23 protein-coding genes are annotated in these 22,943 nt (G+C 71.1%); 16 read left to right on the plus strand and 7 right to left on the minus strand.

The annotated features are described in order from the left end of the window. Positions 1 to 9 precede the first annotated feature (9 nt). The gene (gene hppD, locus ACFY3N_RS04235; RefSeq protein WP_390815099.1) at positions 10 to 1,158 is read left to right on the plus strand and encodes a 4-hydroxyphenylpyruvate dioxygenase; all 1,149 of its coding nucleotides are present in this window, start codon (positions 10 to 12) and stop codon (positions 1,156 to 1,158) included. A gap of 124 nt (positions 1,159 to 1,282) precedes the next feature. Here hppD and ACFY3N_RS04240 read toward each other — a convergent pair whose 3' ends face one another. After that, complete coding sequence (locus tag ACFY3N_RS04240; RefSeq protein WP_390815100.1) at positions 1,283 to 2,695, minus strand: tetratricopeptide repeat protein; 1,413 nt, start codon at positions 2,693 to 2,695, stop codon at positions 1,283 to 1,285. A gap of 104 nt (positions 2,696 to 2,799) precedes the next feature. Between ACFY3N_RS04240 and ACFY3N_RS04245 the strand changes: the two genes are divergently transcribed. The 3 genes from ACFY3N_RS04245 (at position 2,800) to ACFY3N_RS04255 (ending at position 6,576) form a co-directional block, all read left to right on the plus strand. After that, complete coding sequence (locus tag ACFY3N_RS04245) at positions 2,800 to 4,215, plus strand: FAD-binding oxidoreductase (protein ID WP_390815101.1); 1,416 nt, start codon at positions 2,800 to 2,802, stop codon at positions 4,213 to 4,215. A 114-nt stretch (positions 4,216 to 4,329) separates the two neighbouring features. Further along, a complete protein-coding gene (locus tag ACFY3N_RS04250; protein WP_390815102.1) occupies positions 4,330 to 5,778 on the plus strand; it encodes an RDD family protein in 1,449 nt (482 codons plus the stop codon). 81 nt (positions 5,779 to 5,859) lie between these two features. Next, positions 5,860 to 6,576, plus strand: a complete 717-nt coding sequence (locus ACFY3N_RS04255; RefSeq protein WP_390815103.1) for an RDD family protein — start codon at positions 5,860 to 5,862, stop codon at positions 6,574 to 6,576. A 13-nt stretch (positions 6,577 to 6,589) separates the two neighbouring features. Here ACFY3N_RS04255 and ACFY3N_RS04260 read toward each other — a convergent pair whose 3' ends face one another. Continuing rightward, a complete protein-coding gene (locus ACFY3N_RS04260) occupies positions 6,590 to 6,889 on the minus strand; it encodes a hypothetical protein (protein ID WP_390815104.1) in 300 nt (99 codons plus the stop codon). A gap of 389 nt (positions 6,890 to 7,278) precedes the next feature. Here ACFY3N_RS04260 and ACFY3N_RS04265 point away from each other — a divergent pair, with 389 nt between their 5' ends. Beyond that, a complete protein-coding gene (locus ACFY3N_RS04265) occupies positions 7,279 to 9,636 on the plus strand; it encodes an immune inhibitor A domain-containing protein (RefSeq protein ID WP_390815105.1) in 2,358 nt (785 codons plus the stop codon). A gap of 122 nt (positions 9,637 to 9,758) precedes the next feature. Further along, on the plus strand, positions 9,759 to 10,079 hold the full coding sequence (locus tag ACFY3N_RS04270) for a hypothetical protein (protein ID WP_390815106.1): 321 nt from the start codon (positions 9,759 to 9,761) through the stop codon (positions 10,077 to 10,079). Between the two features lie 196 nt (positions 10,080 to 10,275). Here ACFY3N_RS04270 and ACFY3N_RS04275 read toward each other — a convergent pair whose 3' ends face one another. Beyond that, the gene (locus ACFY3N_RS04275; protein WP_390815107.1) at positions 10,276 to 10,863 is read right to left on the minus strand and encodes a nicotinamidase; all 588 of its coding nucleotides are present in this window, start codon (positions 10,861 to 10,863) and stop codon (positions 10,276 to 10,278) included. A gap of 197 nt (positions 10,864 to 11,060) precedes the next feature. Continuing rightward, complete coding sequence (locus ACFY3N_RS04280) at positions 11,061 to 12,407, minus strand: nicotinate phosphoribosyltransferase (protein ID WP_390815108.1); 1,347 nt, start codon at positions 12,405 to 12,407, stop codon at positions 11,061 to 11,063. A gap of 177 nt (positions 12,408 to 12,584) precedes the next feature. On the opposite strand from ACFY3N_RS04280, the gene clpS reads away from it, so the two are divergent. From clpS to ACFY3N_RS04315, 7 genes are all read left to right on the plus strand, one after another. After that, the gene (clpS, locus tag ACFY3N_RS04285; protein WP_390815109.1) at positions 12,585 to 12,902 is read left to right on the plus strand and encodes an ATP-dependent Clp protease adapter ClpS; all 318 of its coding nucleotides are present in this window, start codon (positions 12,585 to 12,587) and stop codon (positions 12,900 to 12,902) included. A 56-nt stretch (positions 12,903 to 12,958) separates the two neighbouring features. After that, positions 12,959 to 13,561 (plus strand): DUF2017 domain-containing protein, encoded by a 603-nt coding sequence (locus ACFY3N_RS04290; protein WP_390815110.1) that lies wholly within the window; start codon positions 12,959 to 12,961, stop codon positions 13,559 to 13,561. Between the two features lie 415 nt (positions 13,562 to 13,976). Next, the gene (locus ACFY3N_RS04295) at positions 13,977 to 15,401 is read left to right on the plus strand and encodes an amino acid permease (RefSeq protein WP_390815111.1); all 1,425 of its coding nucleotides are present in this window, start codon (positions 13,977 to 13,979) and stop codon (positions 15,399 to 15,401) included. 131 nt (positions 15,402 to 15,532) lie between these two features. Continuing rightward, a complete protein-coding gene (locus ACFY3N_RS04300) occupies positions 15,533 to 15,955 on the plus strand; it encodes a Mov34/MPN/PAD-1 family protein (protein WP_390815112.1) in 423 nt (140 codons plus the stop codon). Positions 15,956 to 16,053: 98 nt separating this feature from the next. Continuing rightward, entirely contained in the window at positions 16,054 to 16,149 is a 96-nt protein-coding gene (locus tag ACFY3N_RS04305; protein ID WP_390815113.1) for a putative leader peptide, read from the plus strand. A 103-nt stretch (positions 16,150 to 16,252) separates the two neighbouring features. Next, positions 16,253 to 16,531: a MoaD/ThiS family protein gene (locus ACFY3N_RS04310; RefSeq protein ID WP_390815114.1), complete on the plus strand. Its 279-nt coding sequence runs from the start codon at positions 16,253 to 16,255 to the stop codon at positions 16,529 to 16,531. 6 nt (positions 16,532 to 16,537) lie between these two features. Next, positions 16,538 to 17,488, plus strand: a complete 951-nt coding sequence (locus ACFY3N_RS04315; RefSeq protein ID WP_390815115.1) for a PLP-dependent cysteine synthase family protein — start codon at positions 16,538 to 16,540, stop codon at positions 17,486 to 17,488. 46 nt (positions 17,489 to 17,534) lie between these two features. On the opposite strand, the gene ACFY3N_RS04320 is transcribed toward ACFY3N_RS04315, so the two are convergent. Beyond that, positions 17,535 to 17,672 (minus strand): hypothetical protein, encoded by a 138-nt coding sequence (locus tag ACFY3N_RS04320; RefSeq protein ID WP_390815116.1) that lies wholly within the window; start codon positions 17,670 to 17,672, stop codon positions 17,535 to 17,537. Between the two features lie 202 nt (positions 17,673 to 17,874). Here ACFY3N_RS04320 and ACFY3N_RS04325 point away from each other — a divergent pair, with 202 nt between their 5' ends. Continuing rightward, positions 17,875 to 18,627: an MBL fold metallo-hydrolase gene (locus ACFY3N_RS04325; protein WP_390815117.1), complete on the plus strand. Its 753-nt coding sequence runs from the start codon at positions 17,875 to 17,877 to the stop codon at positions 18,625 to 18,627. Positions 18,628 to 18,691: 64 nt separating this feature from the next. On the opposite strand, the gene ACFY3N_RS04330 is transcribed toward ACFY3N_RS04325, so the two are convergent. After that, positions 18,692 to 19,954, minus strand: coding sequence for a PTS transporter subunit EIIC (locus ACFY3N_RS04330; protein ID WP_390815118.1), 1,263 nt, complete (start codon positions 19,952 to 19,954; stop codon positions 18,692 to 18,694). Positions 19,955 to 20,333: 379 nt separating this feature from the next. Then, a complete protein-coding gene (locus ACFY3N_RS04335) occupies positions 20,334 to 21,641 on the minus strand; it encodes a PTS transporter subunit EIIC (RefSeq protein ID WP_390815119.1) in 1,308 nt (435 codons plus the stop codon). Between the two features lie 198 nt (positions 21,642 to 21,839). Here ACFY3N_RS04335 and ACFY3N_RS04340 point away from each other — a divergent pair, with 198 nt between their 5' ends. Both ACFY3N_RS04340 and rph read left to right on the plus strand, forming a co-directional pair. Beyond that, complete coding sequence (locus tag ACFY3N_RS04340; protein ID WP_010039992.1) at positions 21,840 to 22,073, plus strand: glucose PTS transporter subunit EIIB; 234 nt, start codon at positions 21,840 to 21,842, stop codon at positions 22,071 to 22,073. Positions 22,074 to 22,148: 75 nt separating this feature from the next. Continuing rightward, the gene (rph, locus tag ACFY3N_RS04345; protein ID WP_390815120.1) at positions 22,149 to 22,886 is read left to right on the plus strand and encodes a ribonuclease PH; all 738 of its coding nucleotides are present in this window, start codon (positions 22,149 to 22,151) and stop codon (positions 22,884 to 22,886) included. Positions 22,887 to 22,943 lie beyond the last annotated feature (57 nt).

Below are 22,943 nucleotides of genomic sequence, written 5' to 3' on the forward strand. Positions count from 1 at the left end.
CCTGCCCCTATGACGCAGACCACACACCACACTCCCGCAGCGACCGCCCGGCAGGCCGACCCCTTCCCGGTCAAGGGAATGGACGCGGTCGTCTTCGCCGTGGGCAACGCCAAGCAGGCGGCGCACTACTACTCCACCGCCTTCGGCATGAAGCTGGTCGCCTACTCCGGACCGGAGAACGGCAGCCGCGAGACCGCCGCCTACGTCCTGGAGAGCGGGTCGGCCCGCTTCGTGTTCACCTCGGTGATCAAGCAGTCCACCGAGTGGGGCGCGTTCCTCGCCGACCACGTGGCCGCGCACGGCGACGGCGTCGTCGACCTCGCCATCGAGGTCCCGGACGCGCGCGCCGCGTACGCCTACGCCGTCGAGCACGGCGCCCGCTCCGTCGCCGAGCCGTACGAGCTGAAGGACGAGCACGGCACCGTCGTCCTGGCCGCGATCGCCACGTACGGCAGGACCCGCCACACGCTGGTCGAGCGCTCCGGCTACGACGGCCCCTACCTGCCCGGGTACGTCGCCGCCGACCCGATCGTCGAGCCGCCGGCCCAGCGCTCCTTCCAGGCGGTCGACCACTGCGTCGGCAACGTCGAGCTCGGCCGGATGAACGAGTGGGTCGAGTTCTACAACAAGGTCATGGGCTTCACGAACATGAAGGAGTTCGTGGGCGACGACATCGCCACCGAGTACAGCGCGCTGATGTCGAAGGTGGTCGCCGACGGCACGCTCAAGGTCAAGTTCCCGATCAACGAGCCCGCCGTCGCCAAGAAGAAGTCCCAGATCGACGAGTACCTGGAGTTCTACGGCGGCGCCGGCGTGCAGCACATCGCGCTGAACACCAACGACATCGTGCGGACGGTCCGTCAGATGCGCGCGTCCGGCGTCCAGTTCCTGGACACCCCCGACTCGTACTACGACACCCTCGGCGAGTGGGCCGGGGAGACGCGGGTGCCGGTCGAGACGCTGCGCGAGCTGAAGATCCTCGTCGACCGCGACGAGGACGGCTACCTGCTGCAGATCTTCACCAAGCCGGTCCAGGACCGCCCGACGGTCTTCTTCGAGCTCATCGAGCGCCACGGCTCCATGGGCTTCGGCAAGGGCAACTTCAAGGCCCTCTTCGAGGCCATCGAACGCGAACAGGCCAAGCGCGGCAACCTGTGAGCCCCCCCGTGCCCCCGGCCCCCGCACCGCCCTGCGGTGCGGGGGCCGGGGGCACCCCCTCCGGGGGAGGCACCCCGCAAACGCCGGGCTGCGCGACACCCCCCGCCCCGCACCGACCTGCGGCTCAGGACAACTCGGGCCCCGCCTGGACGGACGGCTCACCCAGGCGGGCCAGCGCCGCCTTCGCCTGCGGCACCCGCAACGGCGAGAACCACGGGTTGATCCGAAGCGCCTCCCCCACATGCCGCCGCGCCGCCCCGTACCGCTCCAGCGACCGCTCGATCATCCCCCGGTGGAACACGTACAACGCACTGCGCACCCCACCGCCCCGCTCCCCCTCCGTCGCCCGTACGGCGAAGGGGAGGGCCTCCTCGTGCTCCCCGGCCCGGTGCAGCGCCCACCCCAGCGCGTCCGCCACCTCCGTCGACGGCTGCCGCTCCCACTCCTTCCTCAGCCGCCGCACGGCGTCCTCCGCGTCCCCGTGGTCCGCCTCGAACCGCCCCAGCACCACCTCCTCGTCACCCCCGTGCGCCGCGGCCAGCCGGACCCGCTCCCGCAGCACCCCGTACTGCACCTGCGCCGCCCGTCTCAGCCCCAGCGACTCGTACAGCTCCCCCAGCTCCAGCGCGTACTCCGGCCGGGGCTGCTTCGCCAGCGCCACCCGGTACGCGCTCAGCGCCTCCGTCATCCGCCCCAGCGCCGTCAGCGCCCTGCCCTGCCCGGCCTGGGCCGCCCGCTGATCGGGGTCGAGCCGCACCGCCTCCTGGAAGTGCCGCAGCGCGTCCTCCCGGTCGCCGCGCTCCCAGGCGAGCTGCCCGGCCCGCTCCAGGTAGGCCGCCCGCTCGGCCGGCTCCCCGGCGGCCGCCGCCGCGTCCGCCAGCTTCGCCGCCGCGTCCTCCCGCCAGCCCCGGTCCCGGTACACGGCCGCCGCCCGCGCCATCACGGCGGGACCGGAGCGCAGGTCCTTCAGCTTCTCCAGCAGCTTCCCCGTCTCCTCGTCGTCACCGAGCCCGGCGGACGCCTCGATCAGCGGCGGGTACGTCGTCCACCGCTCCGGCTCCAGCTTCCGCGCCGCCTCGCCCCACTTCCGTGCCCCGGCGAAGTCCCGCCGCGCGTTCGCCAGCGCGGCCAGCCCCCGCAGCGCCGGGGCGTTCCCCTTCGCCCGCACCTTCAGCGAGGTGCGCAGCGCCCGCTCGGCCCGCGGCCAGTACGCCGGGTCCGCCAGCCGCAGCCCCTGCTCCACCCGGGCCGCCCCGAGCACCGCCCAGGCCTCCGCGTCCCCCGGGTGCCTGCGCACCCGCCGCTCGCGCTCCTCGGCCAGCGTCTGCAGGTCGGGCAGCGCGGCCGGCACCCCGTGGGTGACCGCCGCCAGCGCCCGCGCCCCCGGATCCGGCGCGGGCGCCGTCCGGTGCCCCCAGGGCGGCAGCACCAGCACCCCGCCCAGTACCGCGCATCCGGCGGCCGAGGCGAGCAGCGCCCGACGGCGGACCCGCCGCCGGGGCTCATGGGGCTTGTCGTCCGTGGCGCACACAGTCATGGCGCACACTGTGTGCCACACCCCAGGTTCATACGATGATCACACCCCGATGTGACGCGGCTGCCGTACACGGGGTTCACACCGATGGCCCCCGGTGTCACGCTGTGATCATGAGCCGTATCGAAGCGCGACGCGATGAAGACACGGTGGCGGCCGGCCCCCTCGTCGACCGGCTGCTCGGCGGCCTGCCCCCCGAGGCCGTCCTCACCGACCCCGACGTCACGGCCTCCTACGCCCACGACATGGCGAGCTTCTGCCCGGCCGGCAGCCCCGCGGTGGTGGTCCTGCCGCGCACGGTCGAGCAGGTCCAGCACGTCATGCGCACCGCCACCGAACTGCGCGTCCCCGTCGTCCCGCAGGGCGCCCGCACCGGCCTGTCCGGCGCCGCCAACGCCACCGACGGCTGCATCGTGCTCTCCCTGACCGGGATGGACCGCATCCTGGAGATCGACCCGGTCGACCGGATCGCCGTCGTCGAACCCGGCGTCGTCAACGCCGCCCTCTCCCGCGCGGCCGGCGAGCACGGCCTCTCCTACCCGCCGGACCCCTCCAGCTGGGAGACGTGCACCATCGGCGGCAACATCGGCACCGGGTCGGGCGGGCTGTGCTGCGTGAAGTACGGGGTGACGGCCGAGTACGTCCTCGGCCTCGACGTCGTCCTCGCCGACGGCCGTCTGATGTCCACCGGCCGCCGCACCGCCAAGGGCGTCGCCGGATACGACCTGACCCGCCTGTTCGTCGGCTCCGAGGGCTCCCTCGGCATCGTCGTCCGGGCGGTCCTCGCCCTGCGGCCCGTACCGCCCGGGCAGCTGGTGCTGGCCGCCGAGTTCCCCTCCGGCGCCGCCGCCTGCGACGCCGTGTGCCGCATCATGGCCGGCGGGCACGTCCCCTCCCTCCTCGAACTCATGGACCGCACGACGGTCAGGGCCGTCAATGACACGGCCCGCATGGGCCTGCCGGAGTCCACCGGGGCCCTGCTGCTCGCCGCCTTCGACACCGCCGACCCGGCCGCCGACCTCGCCGCCGTCGGCGCGCTGTGCGAGGCCGCCGGCGCCACCGGGGTGGTCCCGGCCGAGGACGCCGCCGAGTCCGAACTGCTGCTCCAGGCGCGGCGGTTGTCCCTGGTCGCGCTCGAAGCGGTCAAGGGCACGACGATGATCGACGACGTGTGCGTGCCCCGCTCCCGGCTCGGCGAGCTCATCGACGGCGTGGAGCGGATCTCCGAGAAGCACCGGCTCACCATCGGCGTCGTCGCCCACGCCGGCGACGGCAACACCCACCCGACGGTCTGCTTCGACGCGTCCGACCCCGAGGAGTCGCGCCGGGCGAGGGAGTCCTTCGACGAGATCATGGCGCTCGGCCTGGAACTCGGCGGCACCATCACCGGCGAACACGGGGTCGGCGTGCTGAAGAAGGAGTGGCTGGCGCGCGAGATCGGCCCCGTGGGACTGGAGATGCAGCGGGCGGTCAAAAAGGTCTTCGACCCGCTGGGCATTCTCAACCCGGGCAAGCTCTTCTGAACGAGAAGGTGCCCGAAAGGGGTGGGGTCCTGCCGGACGGGCGGTCAGCTCCCCGCCCGTCTGATAGATGTGGTCCCCCCGACCCACCCCATCGAGCAGATACGGGACGACGGAATGAGTGCCCCAACCCCGGCCCCCGGTGACGACAGGCCCCGCGAAGGGTACTACCCGGACCCGTCCATTCCTGGATATGTCCGGTACTGGAACGGCGCCTCCTGGGTACCGGGCACGAGCCGTCCGGCGCCCAAGGACGGCGAGCCGCTCGCACCGCCGCCCGGCGGGGGCCCGGCGCGGCCCTCCGTCGAGGAGACCGGACCGCACTTCTTCGACGAGGACCCGGTCGGGGAACCGCCCCCGGCAGGGTCCCGGCACGGCGGCCGGCCCGAGCCCGCCTCGGCGTGGGGCGCCGACCGCTCCCATCAGACCGGCTTCGGCGGCGACCAGGACCGCAAGGTGTCCTGGGGCGCCGACCCGAGGGTGCCGCACGAGGCCCCGCCGTCCGCTGCCTCCGCTGCCTCCGCGTCCTCCGCTGCCTCCGCGTCCTCCGTGCCGGAGACCGGGCCCGCGGGCGCGGACACCCCGGACGAGCGGGCCGCGGCCGGTTCGGGCAACACCTTCGTGTTCCGCCGCCCGGCGCCGAAGCCGCGGCAGGAGGCCGGGGCCGCCGGCGGGGAACCCGCGGACGAGGGCACGATGACCTTCCGCGCCGTCACCCCGCGCACGGGACAGGCCCCCGCGGGGCAGCAGGCGGGCTCCGCCGCCCCCGGACGGCCCGGGTTCGGGGCCGGGAAGGCGGCAGCCGCCCGTGCCGCCGCCGCGGCGCCCTCCGGACCCCAGCAGGCCCCCGCCCCGGCCGTGCCCCCGCAGACCGCGGGCGCGGCGGGGGCGGGGCACGCGGCGGGTACGGTGCCCCCGCCCGCCGCTGCCGCCTCCGCGCCCCTGACGAGCGGCCCCGGCGGGGGCCAGTCCTCCTGGGCGCAGCAGGTGCACCGGCTGGCCGGCGGCGAGGAGCCGCCCGTCGCGCCCTGGAAGCCGCCGGTCGAGGACGTGTTCCAGGCCGCCGCCCGGCGCCAGGCCGCGGCCCGCCCCGCCGCGCTCGGCCGGCGGCTGGCGGCCCGGCTGCTGGACACCGTCGTCCTCGGCGCCGTCACCGCCGTGGCCGCCGTGCCGCTCGGCCTCAAGGCCGTGGACCACATCGACGCGAAGATCGAGGCGGCCAAGCTCTCCGGCGAGACCGTCACCGTCTGGCTGCTCGACGGCACCACCTCCGTCCACCTCGGCATCGTCCTCGCCGTCCTCCTCCTCGCCGGCGTCCTCCTCGAGGTGCTGCCGACCGTCAAGTGGGGCCGCACCCTGGGCAAGAGGCTGCTGGGCATCGAGGTGCGGGACATCGAGGGGCACGAGGCGCCCGCCTTCGGCGCGGCCCTGCGCCGCTGGCTCGTCTACAGCGTCCCCGGGCTGCTCGTCGTCGGTGTCGTCGGCGTCCTGTGGTGCCTGTTCGACAAGCCCTGGCGCCAGTGCTGGCACGACAAGGCCGCGCACACGTTCGTCGCCGCCGGCTGAGCCGGCGTCACCCGTACCGCCACTACTCCGGACGGCCGCTCGCCGGATGCGGGGCCGGGGGGTTCACGATCGACTCGGGGCATGAGCACCGAACCGCCCCCCGGCTCCGGCCGGCAGCCGCCGGACGACGACCCGTTCAGGAAGCACCCCCCGCCGGGCGGCCCCGAGACCCCGGGGACGGGCTCCCCGTACGACACCCCCGGCGGCCCGCCCCCGCCACCCGAAGGCGGCGGCGGGCCTAGTGGTGGCGGCCCTTACGGCGGTGGCGGTGGAGGCCCTTACGGCGGTGGCGGTGGAGGCCCTTACGGCGGTGGAGGTCCGCACGGCGGCGCCCCCGGCCCCCTCGCCGGCATGCCCCCGCTCGCCGACAGCGGCAGGCGCACGCTCGCCCGCATCATCGACATGATCCTCGTCGGCATCGTCGTCTGGCTGCTCACCTGGCCGTTCGGCGTCAGTGAGTACGACGTCGACGGCCGTAACATCAACGTCGGCAACTCCTTCGCGCAGTCCGTCGTCGCCGCGGTCCTCTACATCGCCTACGACACCTTCATGATCGCCCGAAACGGCCAGACCCTGGGCAAGAAGTGGCTGCGCATGCGGGTGGCCGACCTCGCCGACGGCTCGACCCCCTCCGTGCAGACCGCGCTGGTCCGCGCCCTCGTGCTGTGGCTGCCGTTCGCGTTCTGCTGCGCCTGCCTGTGGACCGTGGTCGCGGGCGGCTGGAGCTTCTTCGACCGGCCCTACAAGCAGGGCCTGCACGACAAGGCGGCCAAGACCGTGGTGGTCGTCGCCGGGTGAGGGCGTCGCCCGGTCAGGACGCCGCGCGCTCCCGCACCGGCTCGCGGGCCGGAGGGGCGACGGTGGCCCGTACCGGCTCCGGGGCCGCGGGCCGTGCCGCCGGGGCGGGGCGCCCCACCGCGACGGGCCGCCGGGGCCCGGGCAGCGGAACCGCCGTGGCCACCAGCAGGCCGAGGGCGAGCGCCGAGACGGCGACGATCGCGACGCCCACGACCGAACTCGCTCCGGACAACAGCAGCATGGCGAACGTCGAGAAGATCACGGTGCACGAACCGCAGACGAGCTGAGCGACGGTCGGACGGGGCATGGCCATCGTGTCCTAGGGAGTCGGGGGATGTCCGCCTGGCTTTCCACCGGTTGGGGGCGGTTCCGCCAGACGACTCTCACCGCGAGCGTGCCCTGGGGGAACGGGCGGTAAGCGTGACCTGACCGACAGGGCCGGTGCACAGGGGGCGCACGGATTCATGGCGTCCCTCACGTGGACGGCCGTGCGCGCCCGCGGGGTTTCGCGCGGATGTGTCCGGTGAGCGAACGCCGACTCCGCATAATGCAATTGATCTGTCCAAGTCAAGGGCTGTTTTTTCTGGCGAACCTCTAGTCAAATGTCGTCACTTGACTACACGCGTTGATCACGTGCGTGCGGGACCTTCCATAGACGGAACCTCCTTCGGCCGCGCGCACGCACGCGGGAGGGGATCTCAAGTGATCAGTAGACCCTGGACGTTCAGAGCGGCCGCGACGGGCGTGGCCCTCGCGGCGGTCACCGCCACCTGCTCTGCGTTCACCGTGGCCCAGGCCGACACGGCTGACAAGGCCGACCGTCCCGGCGCCGTGGACCGGCACGACCCGGCGGAGCACAACCACGTCGAGCACGACCTCGCGGGCCCGCTCACCAAGACGCAGGAGGCCCAGCGGGAGGAAGCCCTCAACCAGGTCATATCCGGTAAGGCATCGGTCAAGGACCGTGAGGGTTCGAAGGTCGTCCAGCTCAAGAGCAAGAAGGGCGACAGCAAGTACGTAGAACTCGGCCGCGAGAAGACCGACAAGATCTTCACGATCCTGGTCGAGTTCGGCGACAAGGTCGACAGCCGCTACGGCGGCGAAGCCGGCCCGCTGCACAACCGGATAGCCGAGCCGGACCGTGCGACGGACAACTCCACGGCCTGGCAGGAGGACTACGACCAGCAGCACTTCGAGGACCTGTACTTCGGGTCCGGCAAGGGCGTCGACTCGGTCAAGACCTACTACGAGAAGCAGTCCTCCGGCCGCTACTCGGTCGAGGGCGAGGTCTCCGACTGGGTCAAGGTCCCGTACAACGAGGCCCGTTACGGCAACAACGCCTGTGGCGACACCAACTGCCCCAGCGTGTGGAACGTCGTCAGCGACGGCCTGGACGCCTGGGTCGCCCAGCAGAAGGCGGCCGGCCGCACCGACGCCCAGATCAAGGCGGACGCGGCCCGGTTCGACGAGTGGGACCGCTACGACTTCGACGGCGACGGCGACTTCAACGAGCCCGACGGCTACATCGACCACTTCCAGATCGTGCACGCCGGTGAGGACGAGTCCGCCGGCGGCGGCGCCCAGGGCGAGGACGCGATCTGGGCCCACCGCTGGTACGCCTTCGGCACCGACGCCGGCGCCACCGGCCCCGAGCAGAACAGGCTCGGCGGCGCGCAGATCGGCTCCACCGGCATCTGGGTCGGCGACTACACCATCCAGCCGGAGAACGGCGGACTCGGCGTCTACGCCCACGAGTACGGCCACGACCTCGGTCTGCCGGACCACTACGACACCGCCGGCGGCGAGAACTCCACCGGCTTCTGGACGCTGATGTCCTCCGGTTCCTGGCTCGGCACCGGCAAGAACGAGATCGGCGACCTGCCCGGCGACATGACCGCCTGGGACAAGCTGCAGCTCGGCTGGCTGAACTACGACACCGCCAAGGCCGGCGTCAACTCCTGGCACAAGCTGGGCGTCGCCGAGTACAACACCAAGGACAAGCAGGCGCTGGTCGTCACGCTGCCGAAGAAGGCCGTGACCACCGAGCTCGTCCCGCCGGCCGAGGGCAGCACCCAGTGGTGGAGCGGCAGCGGTGACAACCTCAGGAACACGCTGAGCCGTTCGGTCGACCTGACCGGCACGTCGTCCGCCGCCCTCACCTTCGACGGCTGGTACGACATCGAGGCCAACTACGACTACCTCTACACCGAGGTGTCCACCGACGGCGGCGCCAACTGGACCGCCATCGACGGCACGGTCGACGGCCAGCCGATCCCGCGCGACGGCAGCGACAAGCCGGCCCTGCACGGCACGCTCGACGGCTACAAGAAGTTCGCGTACTCCCTCGACGCCTACGCCGGCCAGAAGATCGACCTGCGCTTCCGCTACCAGTCCGACGGCGGAGTGGCCCTCAAGGGCTTCACGGCCGACGCGATCACGGTGACGGCGGACGGCGCCCCGGTCTTCTCCGACAACGCCGAGACTGCGGACGCCGCTTGGACGGCGACCGGCTTCTCCCGCGTCGGCGCGTCCTTCACCAAGGACTACGCGCAGTACTACATCGCCGAGAACCGCCAGTACGTGTCGTACGACAAGACCCTCGCGGTCGGCCCGTACAACTTCGGCTTCACGTCCCGCCCGGACTGGGTGGAGCACTACGCCTACCAGAACGGCCTGCTGATCTGGAAGTGGGACACCTCCCAGGCGGACAACAACACCAGCCAGCACCCGGGCACCGGTCTGGTCCTGCCGGTCGACTCCCACCCGACCGCGCTGAAGTGGTCCGACGGCACGCTGATGCGCAACCGCATCCAGACCTACGACTCGCCGTTCAGCCTCTACCGCACCGACGGCATGACGCTGCACAAGGGGGACGTGGCGACGTGGATCCCGTCGTCGAAGGGCGTGTCGGTCTTCAACGACCGCACGAACACCTACTACGACGAGTCGAACCCGAGAGCCGGTGTCAAGGTCACTGACACCAACACGAAGATCAAGATCCTCAAGGAGGCCAAGAACGGCTCGACGATCGAGCTCGAGGTCGGCCCCGCGGGCAGGTAAATAGCATCTTCGCAGGTCAGAGCGTGATCGGCGGTGACCCCCTGGCGGGTCACCGCCGATCCGTGTTTAGGTGCCTCCTGTGGTTCTCTTATTGACACCAGTGGACACGGGGGTATGACCGCATGGCCGCAGGAGGTTTCTGCAAGCTGCCGAACGGCACGGTGGTAGTGGCGCTGAACCTGCCCAGCCCCGCCGCCGACGCGCCGGCCGGGGTCCGCGTCCTCGTCCACGCCCAGAACCGCGCACGAGCCCTGACCAGGCTGCGCAACCTGGGCCTGCGGGCGATCTACCTGCGGGGCAACGCCGCCCCGCCGACCCCCGACGAGATCACGGCGGTCCTCCACCACCCCGACGGCCTCATATGGCGCACGGCCGACACCCTGACCCTGGAACTCTGGCACCCCATAAAAGCCCTGCTCAAACCCCCGCCCACCCCCGCCTAGCCGCGCAGCTGCGGGCAGTCGCACCGCAGGGCGCTGGGGGTCCCCCCGCTCATGGGGGTCCCCCCGCTCGAGCGAAGTCGAGAGTGGGGGAGGAGTCGAGAGTGGGGGAGGGTGGGCGCTGGGGGTACCCCCTCTGGGGGGAGGCACCGGCCCAGCGCCGCGAGCTGAACATCCCCCGGCCCGCCCCCCACAGGGCTCACTGCACGACCGGCTTGCCCGACAGCTCCACACCCGCCCCGCGCATCTCCTCCAGCGCCCGCTCAGTGGTCTCCGCCGCCACCCCGGCCGTGAGGTCGAGCAGCACGTGCGTACGGAACCCCGCCTTCGCCGCGTCCAGCGCGGTCGCCCGCACACAGTGATCCGTGGCGATCCCCACCACGTCCACCTCGTCGACCCCCCGCTCCCGCAGCCACTCCGCCAGCGGCGTCCCGTTCTCGTCGGCCCCCTCGAACCCGCTGTAGGCCGCCGCGTACGCCCCCTTGTCGAACACGGCGTCGATCGCGCCCGAAGCCACCGCGGGGGCGAAGTTCGGGTGGAATCCGACCCCCTCCGTCCCGGCGACACAGTGCGCGGGCCAGGACCGCACGTAGTCGGGGTTGTCGGCGAAGTGCCCGCCGGGCGCGATGTGGTGGTCCCGGGTGGCCACCACGTGCCGGTAACCGGCGGGGGCCTGCCCGATCAGCTCGGTGATGGCGGCAGCCACGTCCGCACCGCCGGCCACGGCGAGGCTGCCCCCCTCGCAGAAGTCGTTCTGCACGTCAACGACGATCAGTGCGCGGCGCATGGTCGGTGTCCTTCGGCTATGGGGTCGGATGGGGGCGGGCCCGGCCGGGTGAACCTCCGAGCCTATTGAATGACGGGCGGCGCGGACAGGGGCACGGCAGGGCGGGGGGAAGCCCCCGCCCGCGCACCGGGAGCCCCCGCCCGCGTACGAGGAGCACACCGCGTACGCGGAGCCCGCCGCGTACGAGGGCCACGCTTTCAGATACCCGACGGCCCGTGCGCGTACTCCGTCGGGAGGACGGGTTCCCCCCGGGAGAGCTGGGTGGCGGACAGCGGCAGGCTCGCGCGGGCCGCCGCGTGCCGGTCGCGGACCACGTCCAGCGGCTCACGGGCGATCACCTCGCCGCCCTCGACCAGCGGCACGAGGAGCTGCCGGCCGGCCAGCCCGTCCGGCACCGCACCGGTGCCGATCACCTCGGCCTCGGCGACGCCGTGCTCGTCCAGCCGCCGCGCGGCCCACTTGCGGCCGCCGACGGAGGTCTTGCCGCCGGAGGACTTCTTCGCCACCGGCACCAGCGGCGCCTTCGGGTCGGCGGACTCCGCGCGGGCGACCAGCTTGTACACCATGGAGGCCGTCGGATGCCCGGAGCCGGTCACCAGCTGGGTGCCCACCCCGTACGCGTCCACGGGCGCCGCCGCCAGCGAGGCGATGGCGTACTCGTCCAGGTCCGAGGTCACGATGATCTTCGTACCGGTGGCGCCCAGCTCGTCGAGCTGCTGCCGCACCCGGTGCGCCACCAGCAGCAGGTCCCCGGAGTCGATCCGCACGGCGCCCAGCTCCGGCCCCGCGATCCCCACGGCCGTACGGACGGCCTCGGCCACGTCGTAGGTGTCCACCAGCAGCGTCGTACCGCCGCCGAGGGAGTCCACCTGGGCCCGGAAGGCGTCCCGCTCGCTGTCGTGGAGCAGGGTGAAGGCGTGGGCGGAGGTGCCCACGGTGGGGATGTTGTAGCGGAAGCCGGCCGCCAGGTCGGAGGTGGAGGCGAAGCCGCCGACGTACGCGGCCCGGGAGGCGGCCACCGCGGCCAGCTCGTGGGTGCGCCGGGCGCCCATCTCGATCAGCGGCCGACCGCCGGCGGCGGACGACATCCGGGAGGCCGCGGCGGCGATCGCCGAGTCGTGGTTGAGGATCGACAGGATCACCGTCTCCAGCAGCACGCACTCCGCGAAGCTGCCCTCCACCCGCATGATCGGCGAGCCCGGGAAGTACACCTCTCCCTCGGGGTAGCCCCAGATGTCACCGGAGAAGCGGTAGCCGGCCAGCCAGTCCAGGGTCTCCTCGTCGACGATGTCCTTCTCGCGCAGGAACCGCAGGACGCCCGGGTCGAAGCGGAAGTTCTCCACCGCGTCCAGCACCCGCCCGGTGCCGGCCACCACGCCGTAGCGGCGGCCGTCGGGCAGGCGCCGGGTGAAGACCTCGAACACGCTGCGCCGCCCGGCGGTGCCGGCCTTCAGCGCGGCCCGCAGCATCGTCAGCTCGTACTGGTCGGTGAAGAGCGCCGTCGACGGAACATCCACCGGCAGCCCAAGGTCCGCTGTGCCCATCAAAGCTCTCCTAGCCGTGACTCGCCGGGTCCCCCGTGTCGGCCGGGGGTCCGGGGGTCGTCCCCCGGTGTGTGCAGCATGGCAGGGATGCTACCCCCATTTCGTCAGTTTGACGATTTAGGTCCGGCCACCGGAACAGCGGGCCGGTTTGTGCGACCACCCCCCTGCGGTGGCAGCATGGGCACTGTGACGTCACCCGCACCCCTGGAGATCGAACGCACCGAGTCGGCGGAGGAGGTCTTCGCCGTACCCGAACCCGACGTCCCGTGGGTCACCATCGTCCACAACGACCCGGTCAACCTCATGAGCTACGTGACGTACGTCTTCCAGTCGTACTTCGGCTACAGCAAGGACAAGGCCACCAAGCTCATGCTCGACGTCCACCACAAGGGCCGGGCGGTCGTCTCCAGCGGTACCCGTGAGGAGATGGAACGCGACGTCCAGGCCATGCACGGCTACGGGCTGTGGGCCACCCTCCAGCACGACCGGAAGTGACCGATCCGGACATGACCCGACCCCGCCCGCAGGACCGGAAGCAGCGAATCGCCGCCATGCCAGGAACCTTCGAACCGCTCCCCGGCGGCGGCGCGGCCGTCGCCCTCGACGACGTCGAGATCTCCATCATCCGGTCGCTGGCCGTGCAGTTGATGGAGCTCATCGGTCCCGGACCCGCCGAGGAGGCCCCCGGCGACCCGTTCGCCGGGCTCTTCGCCGAGGGGCCGAGCGAACCCCCCTCCGACCCCGTGCTGCGCCGCCTCTTCCCGGACGCCTACGGCGACCCCGAGGGCACCCCGCGGGCCGAGGAGGCGGAGCAGCAGCGGGCGTACTCCGCGGAGTTCCGCCGCTACACCGAGAACGACCTGCGGGCCGGCAAGCGCGACAACGCCCTCGCGGTGATCCGCTCGCTGGATGCGCTCACCCCGGCCGGGGAGGGCGGCGCGGTGCTGGAGCTGTCGCCGGACGAGTCCCGCCGGTGGCTCGGCGCCCTCAACGACCTGCGCCTGGCGATCGGCTCCCGCCTGGAGATCAGCGACGAGGACGACAGCGACCTCCTCTTCCGCCTCCCCGCCGAGGACCCGCGCAAGCCGATGGTGATGGCGTACCTGTGGCTCGGCGGACTCCAGGAGACCCTCGTCTCGACGCTCATGCCGTGACCCCCTGCCCCGAGCCCCCGCCATGACTGCCGCGCCGTGACTCCCATGCCGTAGGTCGACGTCGAATGTCCGGAAAAGTCCGCTGACGTGTTCGCTCAGAGGACGCTCAAATCCGGATAACGATAACGTCAAAGAGCCTGTGGCTTATGGGCTCTTCAGGTGCCTTTTGTCCGCTTCTTTCTGTGGAGCGCGCCACAGACCGCCCGTGTGATCAGTATGGCGGCCGTGATAAATCTTCACGACCGCCCGGCGAACACCACCCGTATGTTCCGTCGGGTGCGCCACCGAGCCGGCGACCGCCGGCCAGGCACGGGCGGACTCCCAGAGCCCGCCCAGCTCCATCAGTCCGGGGGGATCGAGACCCGATCCGAGGCCGACAGCGGCCCGGGTCGGCATGGAGAAAGGCGCACCACACATGGCCTCACCGCAGGTCGACACGGAGTCCGCACCCGAAGAGGGGTACGAACGCGGCCTGGGCAGCCGCCAGGTCCAGATGATCGCGATCGGCGGCGCCATCGGCGTCGGGCTCTTCCTGGGAGCCGGGGCGAACATCGCCAAGGCCGGGCCCAGCCTGATCGTCATGTACGCCCTCGCCGGCGTCATCATCTTCTTCATCATGCGGGCCCTCGGCGAGCTCCTGCTCTACCGTCCCGTCTCGGGCTCGTTCGCCGAGTACTCGCGCGAGTTCCTCGGCCCGTTCTTCGGCTACTTCACCGGCTGGACCTACTGGCTGATGTGGGTGGTCACCGGCATGGCCGAGCTGACCGCCGCCGCCATCTACATCAACTACTGGTTCCCGGCGATCCCGCAGTGGACGTCGGCCCTGGTCTTCCTGGTCATCCTGTTCGGCGCCAACCTGATCTCGGTGAAGCTGTTCGGCGAGATCGAGTTCTGGTTCTCCATGGTCAAGGTCACCGCCATCATCGGCATGATCGTGATCGGCCTCGGCGTGCTCACCCTCGGCTTCAGCCAGGCCGGTGACACCGCCGCCGTCTCCAACCTCTGGGCCTTCGACGGCTTCTTCCCCAAGGGCATCGGCTCGTCCCTGATGACCCTCCAGGGCGTCATGTTCGCCTACCTCGCCGTCGAGCTCGTCGGCGTCACGGCCGGCGAGTCCGAGAACCCCGAGAAGACCCTGCCCAAGGCGATCAACACCCTGCCCTGGCGCATCGCCCTCTTCTACGTCGGCGCGCTCACCGTCATCCTGTGCGTGGTGAAGTGGACCGAGTTCTCCGAGGGGGTCAGCCCCTTCGTGAAGGCGTTCGCGGTCATCGGCATCCCGGCCGGCGCCGGCATCGTCAACTTCGTCGTGCTGACCGCCGCCCTGTCCTCCTGCAACTCCGGCATGTACTCCACCGGCCGCATGCTGCGCAACCTCGCCGACAACGGCGAGGCCCCGCAGGTCTTCAAGCGGCTGTCGTCCACCAAGACCCCGGCGCTCGGCATCGCCACCTCCGTGGTCTTCATGGGCATCGGCGTCGTCCTGAACTACACCGTCCCGGAGAAGGCCTTCGGCTACGTCACCTCCGTCGCCACCGCGGCCGGCATCTGGACCTGGCTGATGATCCTGATCAGCCACGTCCTCTACCGCCGCCAGGTCGTCGCGGGCCGGCTGCCCGCCTCGTCCTTCCCGGCGCCCGGCGGCTCGGTCTGCTCCTACGTCGCCATCGCGTTCCTGCTCTTCGTCACCGGCCTCATCGCCTACGACGCGGACTCCAGGATCTGCCTGTACGTGATGGCCGGCTGGGCCGTCGCCCTCGGCATCGGCTGGGCGGTCCTCAAGAGCCGCAACCCGCAGGTCACCCGACGCGACGAGGGCCGGTTCGAGAAGGTGGGCTGACCCCCACCCGGGCCGCCGGGCCGCAGGGGTACTCGTGGCACCCCTGCGCCCCGAGCCCCAGGCGTCCGGCATACGGGCCGTTCCGTACCACCCCTCGGTACGGAACGGCCCGTCTGCTTATCCTGACCCACATGCTGACCATCACCCAGGCCCTGTACGACCAGATCGTCGCCCACGCGCGCGAGGACCACCCCGACGAGGCGTGCGGCGTGGTGGCGGGCCCGGTGGGCGCCGGCCGCCCCGAGCGCTTCATCCCCATGCTGAACGCCGCCCGCTCGCCCACCTTCTACGAGTTCGACTCCCAGGACCTGCTGAAGCTGTACCGCGAGATGGACGACAACGACGAGGAGCCGGTGATCGTCTACCACTCCCACACCGCCACCGAGGCCTACCCCTCCCGCACCGACATCTCCTACGCCAACGAGCCCGGCGCCCACTACGTCCTGGTCTCCACCGCCGACACCGACGGCGCCGGCGAGTTCCAGTTCCGCTCCTTCCGCATCCTGGAGGGCGAGGTCACCGAGGAGGAGGTCCAGGTCGTCGAGGCCTACTGACCCCGCGATCAGACCCCCGTCCCGTATCGCGGAAGAAAGGTGTCCGAAGCATGAGATCACACTCCGGGGACCGGTCCGGGAATCGATACGATGACCCCATGGTTCTCCACGACGTGAGCGAAAAAGCGCCGGGCGCACTGCTCGTGGCGCGGCTGCACGTCGACCTGTGCAGGCTGAACAGCGCCATCTGTTAGATCCTCCGCTGCCGCCGTAGGCCGTGAGCCGCGGCGAACTGCCGCGTGCCGCCGCGCGCCCTCTCGAACCCACGACAGACACTTCCGACAGGAGCCCTCAGCCATGGCCATCGAGGTCCGCATCCCGACCATCCTCCGCCAGTACACCGACGGCCAGAAGGCGGTGGAAGGCACCGGGGACACCCTCGCCGAGCTCTTCACCGACCTCGAGACCCGGCACGCCGGCATCCACGCCCGCATCGTGGACGGCGAGCAGCTGCGCCGCTTCGTCAACGTCTACCTCAACGACGAGGACGTCCGCTTCCTGGACGGCATCAACACCAAGCTGTCCGACGGAGACAACGTCACGATCCTGCCGGCCGTGGCCGGCGGTATGGCCTGATCGGCGATGCGCTACGACTCCCCGCTGGCCGCGGTGGGCAACACCCCCCTGGTGCGCCTGCCGCGGCTCTCGCCGTCCGCCGACGTCCGGATCTGGGCGAAGCTGGAGGACCGCAACCCCACCGGCTCGGTCAAGGACCGCCCCGCCCTGTTCATGATCGAACAGGCGGAGAAGGACGGCCGCCTCACCCCGGGCTGCACCATCCTCGAGCCCACCAGCGGCAACACCGGCATCTCCCTCGCCATGGCCGCCAAGCTCAAGGGCTACCGCATGGTCTGCGTGATGCCCGAGAACACCTCGCAGGAACGCCGTGACCTGCTCGGCATGTGGGGCGCGGAGATCATCTCCTCCCCGGCCGCCGGCGGCTCCAACACCGCCGTGCGCGTCGCCAAGGAACTCTCCGCCGAGCACCCCGACTGGGTGATGCTCTACCAGTACGGCAACCCGGACAACGCCGGCGCCCACTACGCGACGACCGGCCCCGAGATCCTCGCCGACCTGCCGTCCATCACCCACTTCGTGGCCGGCCTCGGCACCACCGGCACCCTCATGGGCGTCGGCCGCTACCTGCGCGAGCACAAGCCCGACGTCAGGATCGTCGCCGCCGAACCGCGCTACGACGACCTCGTCTACGGCCTGCGCAACCTCGACGAGGGCTTCGTCCCCGAGCTGTACGACGCCTCCGTGCTGACCACCCGCTTCTCCGTCGGCTCCGCCGACGCCGTCACCCGCACCCGCGAACTCCTCCAGCAGGAGGGCATCTTCGCCGGCGTCTCCACCGGTGCCGCCCTGCACGCGGCGATCGGCGTCGCGAACAAGGCCCTCAAGGCCGGCGAGAGCGCCGACGTCGTCTTCGTCGTCGCCGACGGCGGCTGGAAGTACCTGTCGACCGGCGTCTACACCGCCGCGACGACGGAAGAGGCCATCGAGACGCTCCAGGGCCAGCTCTGGGCGTAGTCGCCACACGCACGACGAGGGGCCGGAGACGAGCGTCTCCGGCCCCTCACGTGTTCCCGGGGCCGTCACCGCCGCGCCGCCGGGACCGCTGCGAACGGTGTCCCCGCCCCCACCCGTCGACGAGCGTGGTGACCAACGCGAGCAGTACCACCGCGGCGATCGCGAGCCACCAGGCCGTGTCCATGCCCCGACCGTACCGGCGCGAGCCGCCACCGCGCGCCCCTTCCGGCCCCGGCACGCGCCGCTTCCAGCCGAACCGGTGACAGCACAGGTGAGTTCGCCCACAACGAACCCTGGCGGAGGAGCGACCACAGGTTTCGCGCCTTACGCTCGACAAACCGCACGACCCCCGTCTCTCCACACCCGCCAGCGGAGGTTTCTGCTTCATGAAGCTCACCGTCGTCGGCTGCTCGGGGTCGTTCCCGTCCGCGGAATCGGCCTGCTCGAGCTACCTCGTCGAGGCCGACGGCTTCCGGCTGCTCCTCGACATGGGCAACGGCGCCCTGGGCGAGCTGCAGCGCCACTGCGGTCTCTACGACCTCGACGCGATCTTCCTCAGCCACCTGCACGCCGACCACTGCATCGACATGTGCGCCTACTTCGTGGCGCGCTACTACCGGCACGACGGCGGCCGCTGCGCCCCGCTGCCGGTCTACGGACCCGAGGGCACCGAGCACCGGCTCACCACCGCCTACGCCGACACCCCCTCGGCCTCCTCCATGAGCGAGGTCTTCGACTTCCACACGGTCAAGCCGTCCACCTTCGAGATCGGCCCGTTCCTCGTCCACACCGAGCGCGTCGCGCACCCGGTCGAGGCGTACGGCATCCGCATCGAACACGGCGGGAGGACACTGACCTACTCCGGCGACACGGGCGTGAGCCCCGCGCTCGACGACCTCGCCCGCGACGCCGACCTCTTCCTGTGCGAGGCCGCCTTCACGCACGGCAAGGAGAACATCCCCGACCTGCACCTCAACGGCCGCGAGGCGGGTGAGACGGCGGCCCGCGCGGGCGCCCGCCGCCTGATCCTCACCCACATCCCCCCGTGGACCGACCCCCAGGTCAACCTCACCGACGCCCGCACGGCGTACGGCGGCCCGGTGGGGCTGGCGGCGCCCGGGGCGACGTACGAGGTCTGACGCGTACGGACCGAGCCCCCCGGAGCGGTGGCGCTCCGGGGGGCTCGGTCCGTGGCCGTGGAGGCTACTTGGCCTCGGCCTTCTGCAGCTCCGCCAGCTCCTCGTCGGACTCGCGGCCCGGCGTCGGCAGGTTGAACCTGGTGATCGCGAAGCGGAAGACCGCGTAGTAGACCGCCGCGAAGCAGAGGCCGACCAGGGCCAGGCCCCACGGGTTGGTCGCGATGCCCAGGTTCAGGAAGAAGTCGACCGCGCCGGCCGAGAAGCCGAAGCCGTCCTTCATCCCGAGCGCCCAGGTCAGCGCCATCGAGACACCGGTGAGGACCGCGTGGATCGCGTACAGGACCGGCGCGATGAACATGAAGGTGAACTCGATCGGCTCGGTCACACCGGTGACGAACGAGGTCAGCGCCAGGGAGAACATCATGCCGCCGACGACCTTGCGGCGCTCGGGACGGGCACAGTGCACGATGGCCAGGCAGGCGGCGGGCAGCGCGAACATCATGATCGGGAAGAAGCCGGTCATGAACTGGCCGGCGCTCGGGTCACCGGCCAGGAAGCGGGCGATGTCACCGCTCTTGCCCTCGTACTCGCCCGCCTGGAACCAGGGGAAGGAGTTCAGCAGGTGGTGCATACCGATCGGGATCAGGGCGCGGTTGGCGACACCGAAGATGCCCGCGCCGGCGGCGCCGGAACCGACCAGCCACTCACCGAAGTTGTGCAGTCCCGTGCCGAGGACCGGCCAGATGTAGCCGAAGACGATGCCGATCACCAGACCGGCGAAGGCCGACAGGATCGGCACCAGGCGGCGGCCGCCGAAGAAACCGGCCCAGTCCGGGAGTTTCGTGCGGTGGAAGCGCTGGTAGAGCAGCGCCACCACGATGCCCATCACCACGCCGCCGAGGACCTTGGCGTCCACCGGTGCGTCCACCATCACGACCTTGCCGTCGACGGCCGTGGCCACCTGGGGAAGATTCTCGTCGGTGAAGGTGGCCAGGACGTTCTTGAAGACCAGGTAACCGACGACCGCCGCGAGAGCGGTCGAACCGTCCGACTTCTTCGCGAAGCCGATCGCGATGCCCACGGCGAACAGCAGCGCCATGTTGTCGAGGATCGCGTTGCCGCCGGCCGCCATGAAGCCGGCGATCCTGGTGACGAAGGCGGGGAACGAGTCGCGCCCCAGCATGTCCGAGTTGCCGAGACGCACCAGCAGCGCCGCCGCGGGCAGCACCGCGACCGGCAGCATGAGGCTGCGGCCGATGCGCTGCAGGACGGCCATCGCGCCGGCGCCCTTCTTCTTGTCGGCGGTTGCCGTGCTCGCCGTGGTCATCGTCTTCCTCCAGTGGGCAAGGCGCCGCCAGGGGACACATGAGGACGGCGGCGTCCCGAACGCGCGGCGGGAAGCCCGCGCGCATGGTCTACACCACTCGGTGGTGTAGACCTGTTGTAGCACGATGAAGGCCGCATAAGGAACCCGCGATTCCTGCTACCGCCGGGCTACCCACCGTGCCCGCCCGGACCCCTGGACCGGACCCCTGGACCGGACCCCTGGACCGGCCACCTGGATCGGGCCCCTGGACCGGACTCCGCCCGGGCCCCTGGACCGGACTCCGCCCGGGCCCCTGGACCGGTCCCCGCCGACGGGCACACCGAAAAGCCCCCGGACCGCAAAGTCCGAGGGCTCGAACAGCCGCCTCCAGCCTACGAGATCACGCCTTCGCCACGTCCTCGACCTCCTCCTCCGGCTCCCGCCCCGGAGTCCTCAGATCGAACCTCGTGATCGCGAACCGGAAGACCGCGTAGTACGCCACCGCGAAGCACAGCCCGATCGGAACGATCGCCCACGGCCGGGTCGCCAGGTTCCAGTTGATGACGTAGTCGATCAGCCCCGCCGAGAAACTGAACCCGTCACGCACCCCCAGCCCCCACGTCACCGCCATCGACACACCCGTCAGCACCGCGTGCACCGCGTACAGCAACGGCGCGACGAACAGGAACGAGTACTCGATCGGCTCCGTGATCCCCGTGACGAACGACGTCAGCGCCACCGACAGCATCAGCCCGCCGACCTCCTTGCGCCGGCCCGGCCGCGCGCAGTGCGTGATCGCCAGCGCCGCCGCCGGCAGCGCGAACATCATGATCGGGAAGAACCCGGAGAGGAACTGCCCCGCGTCCGGATCACCCGCCAGGAACATGTTGATGTCACCGTGCACCACCGTGCCGTCCGGCTTCGTGTACGTGCCGAACTGGAACCAGACGGGCACGTTCAGGAACTGGTGCAGCCCCACCACCAGCAGCGCCCGGTTCGCGATCCCGAACACCCCCGCGCCCCACGCGCCCAGACCGCTCATCCAGTCACTGAAACCCTCCAGCGCGTCACCCACCGGCGGCCACACCCACAGGCACAGCGCCGCGAACACGATCGCCGCGAACGCCATGATGATCGGCACCAGACGGCGGCCGTTGAAGAACCCCAGCCAGTCCACCAGCCTCGTGCGGTGGAACCGCTGCCAGAAGTACGCCGCCGTCAGCCCGATGACGATGCCCCCGAACACCCCCGGATTCTGATACGTGAACGCCGTCACCGTCCCGTCGGTCACCCGGCAGCCCACCATCGGCACCGCCCTCGACCCCTCGGGACAGTCCTCCGGGAACTGACGCAGCACGTTGTAGTAGACGAGGAACCCCGCCACCGCCGCCAACGCCGTCGAACCGTCCGCCTTCTTCGCCATCCCGATGGCCACACCCACACAGAACAGCAGCGGCAACCCCAGCGAACCGTCCAGCAGCGCGCCACCCGCGCCCGTCATCACCTTGGAGACGTTCGTCCAGCCCAGACCCTCGTCCCCGAACACATCCGGCTGCCCCAGCCGGTTCAGGATGCCCGCCGCCGGCAGCACCGCGATCGGCAACTGCAGACTCCGCCCCATCTTCTGCAGACCCTGGAACAGACGATTCCAGCGTTCACGCGCGGGAGAGACCGTACTCCCGGCGCCGGCGGCACTCTCGGCACTCATCCGGTCCCTCTCCCTGGAGAGCAGTCTGAAAGCAATGACGGCGGGTTTGGCGGCAGTCCACCCGGTGGTGTAGACCAGTGAGGCAGGACGGTCCCGCTGTCGTGACGCCATCATTCGGCACCCACGACAGGGCCGCTCGCAAAGATGGGCCAACTGTGGGTTACTGCGACAAAGCGGTTCGGATCAGGGAGAACGAACATGGCCACCAAGGCTGAGAAGATCGTTGCCGGGCTCGGCGGCATCGACAACATCGAAGAGGTCGAAGGCTGCATCACCCGCCTCCGCACCGAAGTCGTGGACCCCGCCAAGGTCGACGAAACCGCCCTCAAGGCCGCCGGCGCCCACGGCGTCGTCAAGATGGGCAGCGCCATCCAGGTCGTCATCGGCACCGACGCCGACCCCATCGCGGCCGAGATCGAAGACATGATGTGAGCCACGGCCACCCCTTCGGGGCCCCTTCCGCCTCCGCGGAAGGGGCCCCTCCCGCATACGGCTAGGCTCAGCGCCATGTCTCGAATCGACGGCCGCACCCCCGAACAACTCCGCCCGGTCACCATCGAACGCGGCTGGAGCAAGCACGCCGAAGGCTCCGTCCTCGTCTCCTTCGGCGACACCAAGGTCCTCTGCACCGCCTCCGTCACCGAAGGCGTCCCCCGCTGGCGCAAGGGCAGCGGCGAGGGCTGGGTCACCGCCGAGTACGCGATGCTCCCCCGCGCCACCAACACCCGCGGCGACCGCGAGTCCGTCCGCGGCCGCATCGGCGGCCGCACCCACGAGATCAGCCGCCTCATCGGCCGCTCCCTGCGCGCCGTCATCGACTACAAGGCCCTCGGCGAGAACACCATCGTCCTCGACTGCGACGTCCTCCAGGCCGACGGCGGCACCCGCACCGCCGCCATCACCGGCTCCTACGTCGCCCTCGCCGACGCCGTCGCCTGGGCCCAGGGCAGAAAACTCGTCAAGGCCGGCCGCAAACCCCTCACCGGCACCGTCAGCGCCGTCTCCGTGGGCATCGTCGACGGCGTACCCCTGCTCGACCTCCGCTACGAGGAGGACGTCAAGGCCGACACCGACATGAACGTCGTCTGCACCGGCGACGGCCGCTTCGTCGAGGTCCAGGGCACCGCCGAGGCCGAACCCTTCGCCCGCGACGAACTCAACGCCCTCCTCGACCTCGCCGTCACCGGCTGCACCGAACTCGCCGCCGCCCAGCGCGCCGCACTCGACACCGTCCTCGAAAGGTAAAAGACACACCAAGACAGATGGCCGACGCGGGCAACCGCGCCGGCCACCACCGCGTCT

Source organism: Streptomyces sp. NPDC000348, from assembly GCF_042898795.1.
Classification (GTDB): domain Bacteria; phylum Actinomycetota; class Actinomycetes; order Streptomycetales; family Streptomycetaceae; genus Streptomyces.

Excerpts from the sequence above, each read along its gene's own strand:
- ACFY3N_RS04255 (WP_390815103.1), top strand. The coding sequence starts at position 5,860 with ATGAGCACCGAACCGCCCCCCGGCTCCGGCCGGCAGCCGCCGGACGAC.
- ACFY3N_RS04335 (WP_390815119.1), bottom strand. The coding sequence starts at position 21,641 with ATGAGTGCCGAGAGTGCCGCCGGCGCCGGGAGTACGGTCTCTCCCGCG.
- clpS (WP_390815109.1), top strand. The coding sequence starts at position 12,585 with ATGGGCACTGTGACGTCACCCGCACCCCTGGAGATCGAACGCACCGAG.
- ACFY3N_RS04325 (WP_390815117.1), top strand. The coding sequence starts at position 17,875 with ATGAAGCTCACCGTCGTCGGCTGCTCGGGGTCGTTCCCGTCCGCGGAA.
- ACFY3N_RS04340 (WP_010039992.1), top strand. The coding sequence starts at position 21,840 with ATGGCCACCAAGGCTGAGAAGATCGTTGCCGGGCTCGGCGGCATCGAC.
- rph (WP_390815120.1), top strand. The coding sequence starts at position 22,149 with ATGTCTCGAATCGACGGCCGCACCCCCGAACAACTCCGCCCGGTCACC.
- ACFY3N_RS04275 (WP_390815107.1), bottom strand. The coding sequence starts at position 10,863 with ATGCGCCGCGCACTGATCGTCGTTGACGTGCAGAACGACTTCTGCGAG.
- ACFY3N_RS04310 (WP_390815114.1), top strand. The coding sequence starts at position 16,253 with ATGGCCATCGAGGTCCGCATCCCGACCATCCTCCGCCAGTACACCGAC.
- ACFY3N_RS04300 (WP_390815112.1), top strand. The coding sequence starts at position 15,533 with ATGCTGACCATCACCCAGGCCCTGTACGACCAGATCGTCGCCCACGCG.
- hppD (WP_390815099.1), top strand. The coding sequence starts at position 10 with ATGACGCAGACCACACACCACACTCCCGCAGCGACCGCCCGGCAGGCC.
- ACFY3N_RS04250 (WP_390815102.1), top strand. The coding sequence starts at position 4,330 with ATGAGTGCCCCAACCCCGGCCCCCGGTGACGACAGGCCCCGCGAAGGG.
- ACFY3N_RS04280 (WP_390815108.1), bottom strand. The coding sequence starts at position 12,407 with ATGGGCACAGCGGACCTTGGGCTGCCGGTGGATGTTCCGTCGACGGCG.
- ACFY3N_RS04330 (WP_390815118.1), bottom strand. The coding sequence starts at position 19,954 with ATGACCACGGCGAGCACGGCAACCGCCGACAAGAAGAAGGGCGCCGGC.
- ACFY3N_RS04270 (WP_390815106.1), top strand. The coding sequence starts at position 9,759 with ATGGCCGCAGGAGGTTTCTGCAAGCTGCCGAACGGCACGGTGGTAGTG.
- ACFY3N_RS04295 (WP_390815111.1), top strand. The coding sequence starts at position 13,977 with ATGGCCTCACCGCAGGTCGACACGGAGTCCGCACCCGAAGAGGGGTAC.
- ACFY3N_RS04320 (WP_390815116.1), bottom strand. The coding sequence starts at position 17,672 with ATGGACACGGCCTGGTGGCTCGCGATCGCCGCGGTGGTACTGCTCGCG.
- ACFY3N_RS04240 (WP_390815100.1), bottom strand. The coding sequence starts at position 2,695 with ATGACTGTGTGCGCCACGGACGACAAGCCCCATGAGCCCCGGCGGCGG.
- ACFY3N_RS04305 (WP_390815113.1), top strand. The coding sequence starts at position 16,054 with ATGGTTCTCCACGACGTGAGCGAAAAAGCGCCGGGCGCACTGCTCGTG.
- ACFY3N_RS04315 (WP_390815115.1), top strand. The coding sequence starts at position 16,538 with ATGCGCTACGACTCCCCGCTGGCCGCGGTGGGCAACACCCCCCTGGTG.
- ACFY3N_RS04260 (WP_390815104.1), bottom strand. The coding sequence starts at position 6,889 with ATGGCCATGCCCCGTCCGACCGTCGCTCAGCTCGTCTGCGGTTCGTGC.
- ACFY3N_RS04290 (WP_390815110.1), top strand. The coding sequence starts at position 12,959 with ATGCCAGGAACCTTCGAACCGCTCCCCGGCGGCGGCGCGGCCGTCGCC.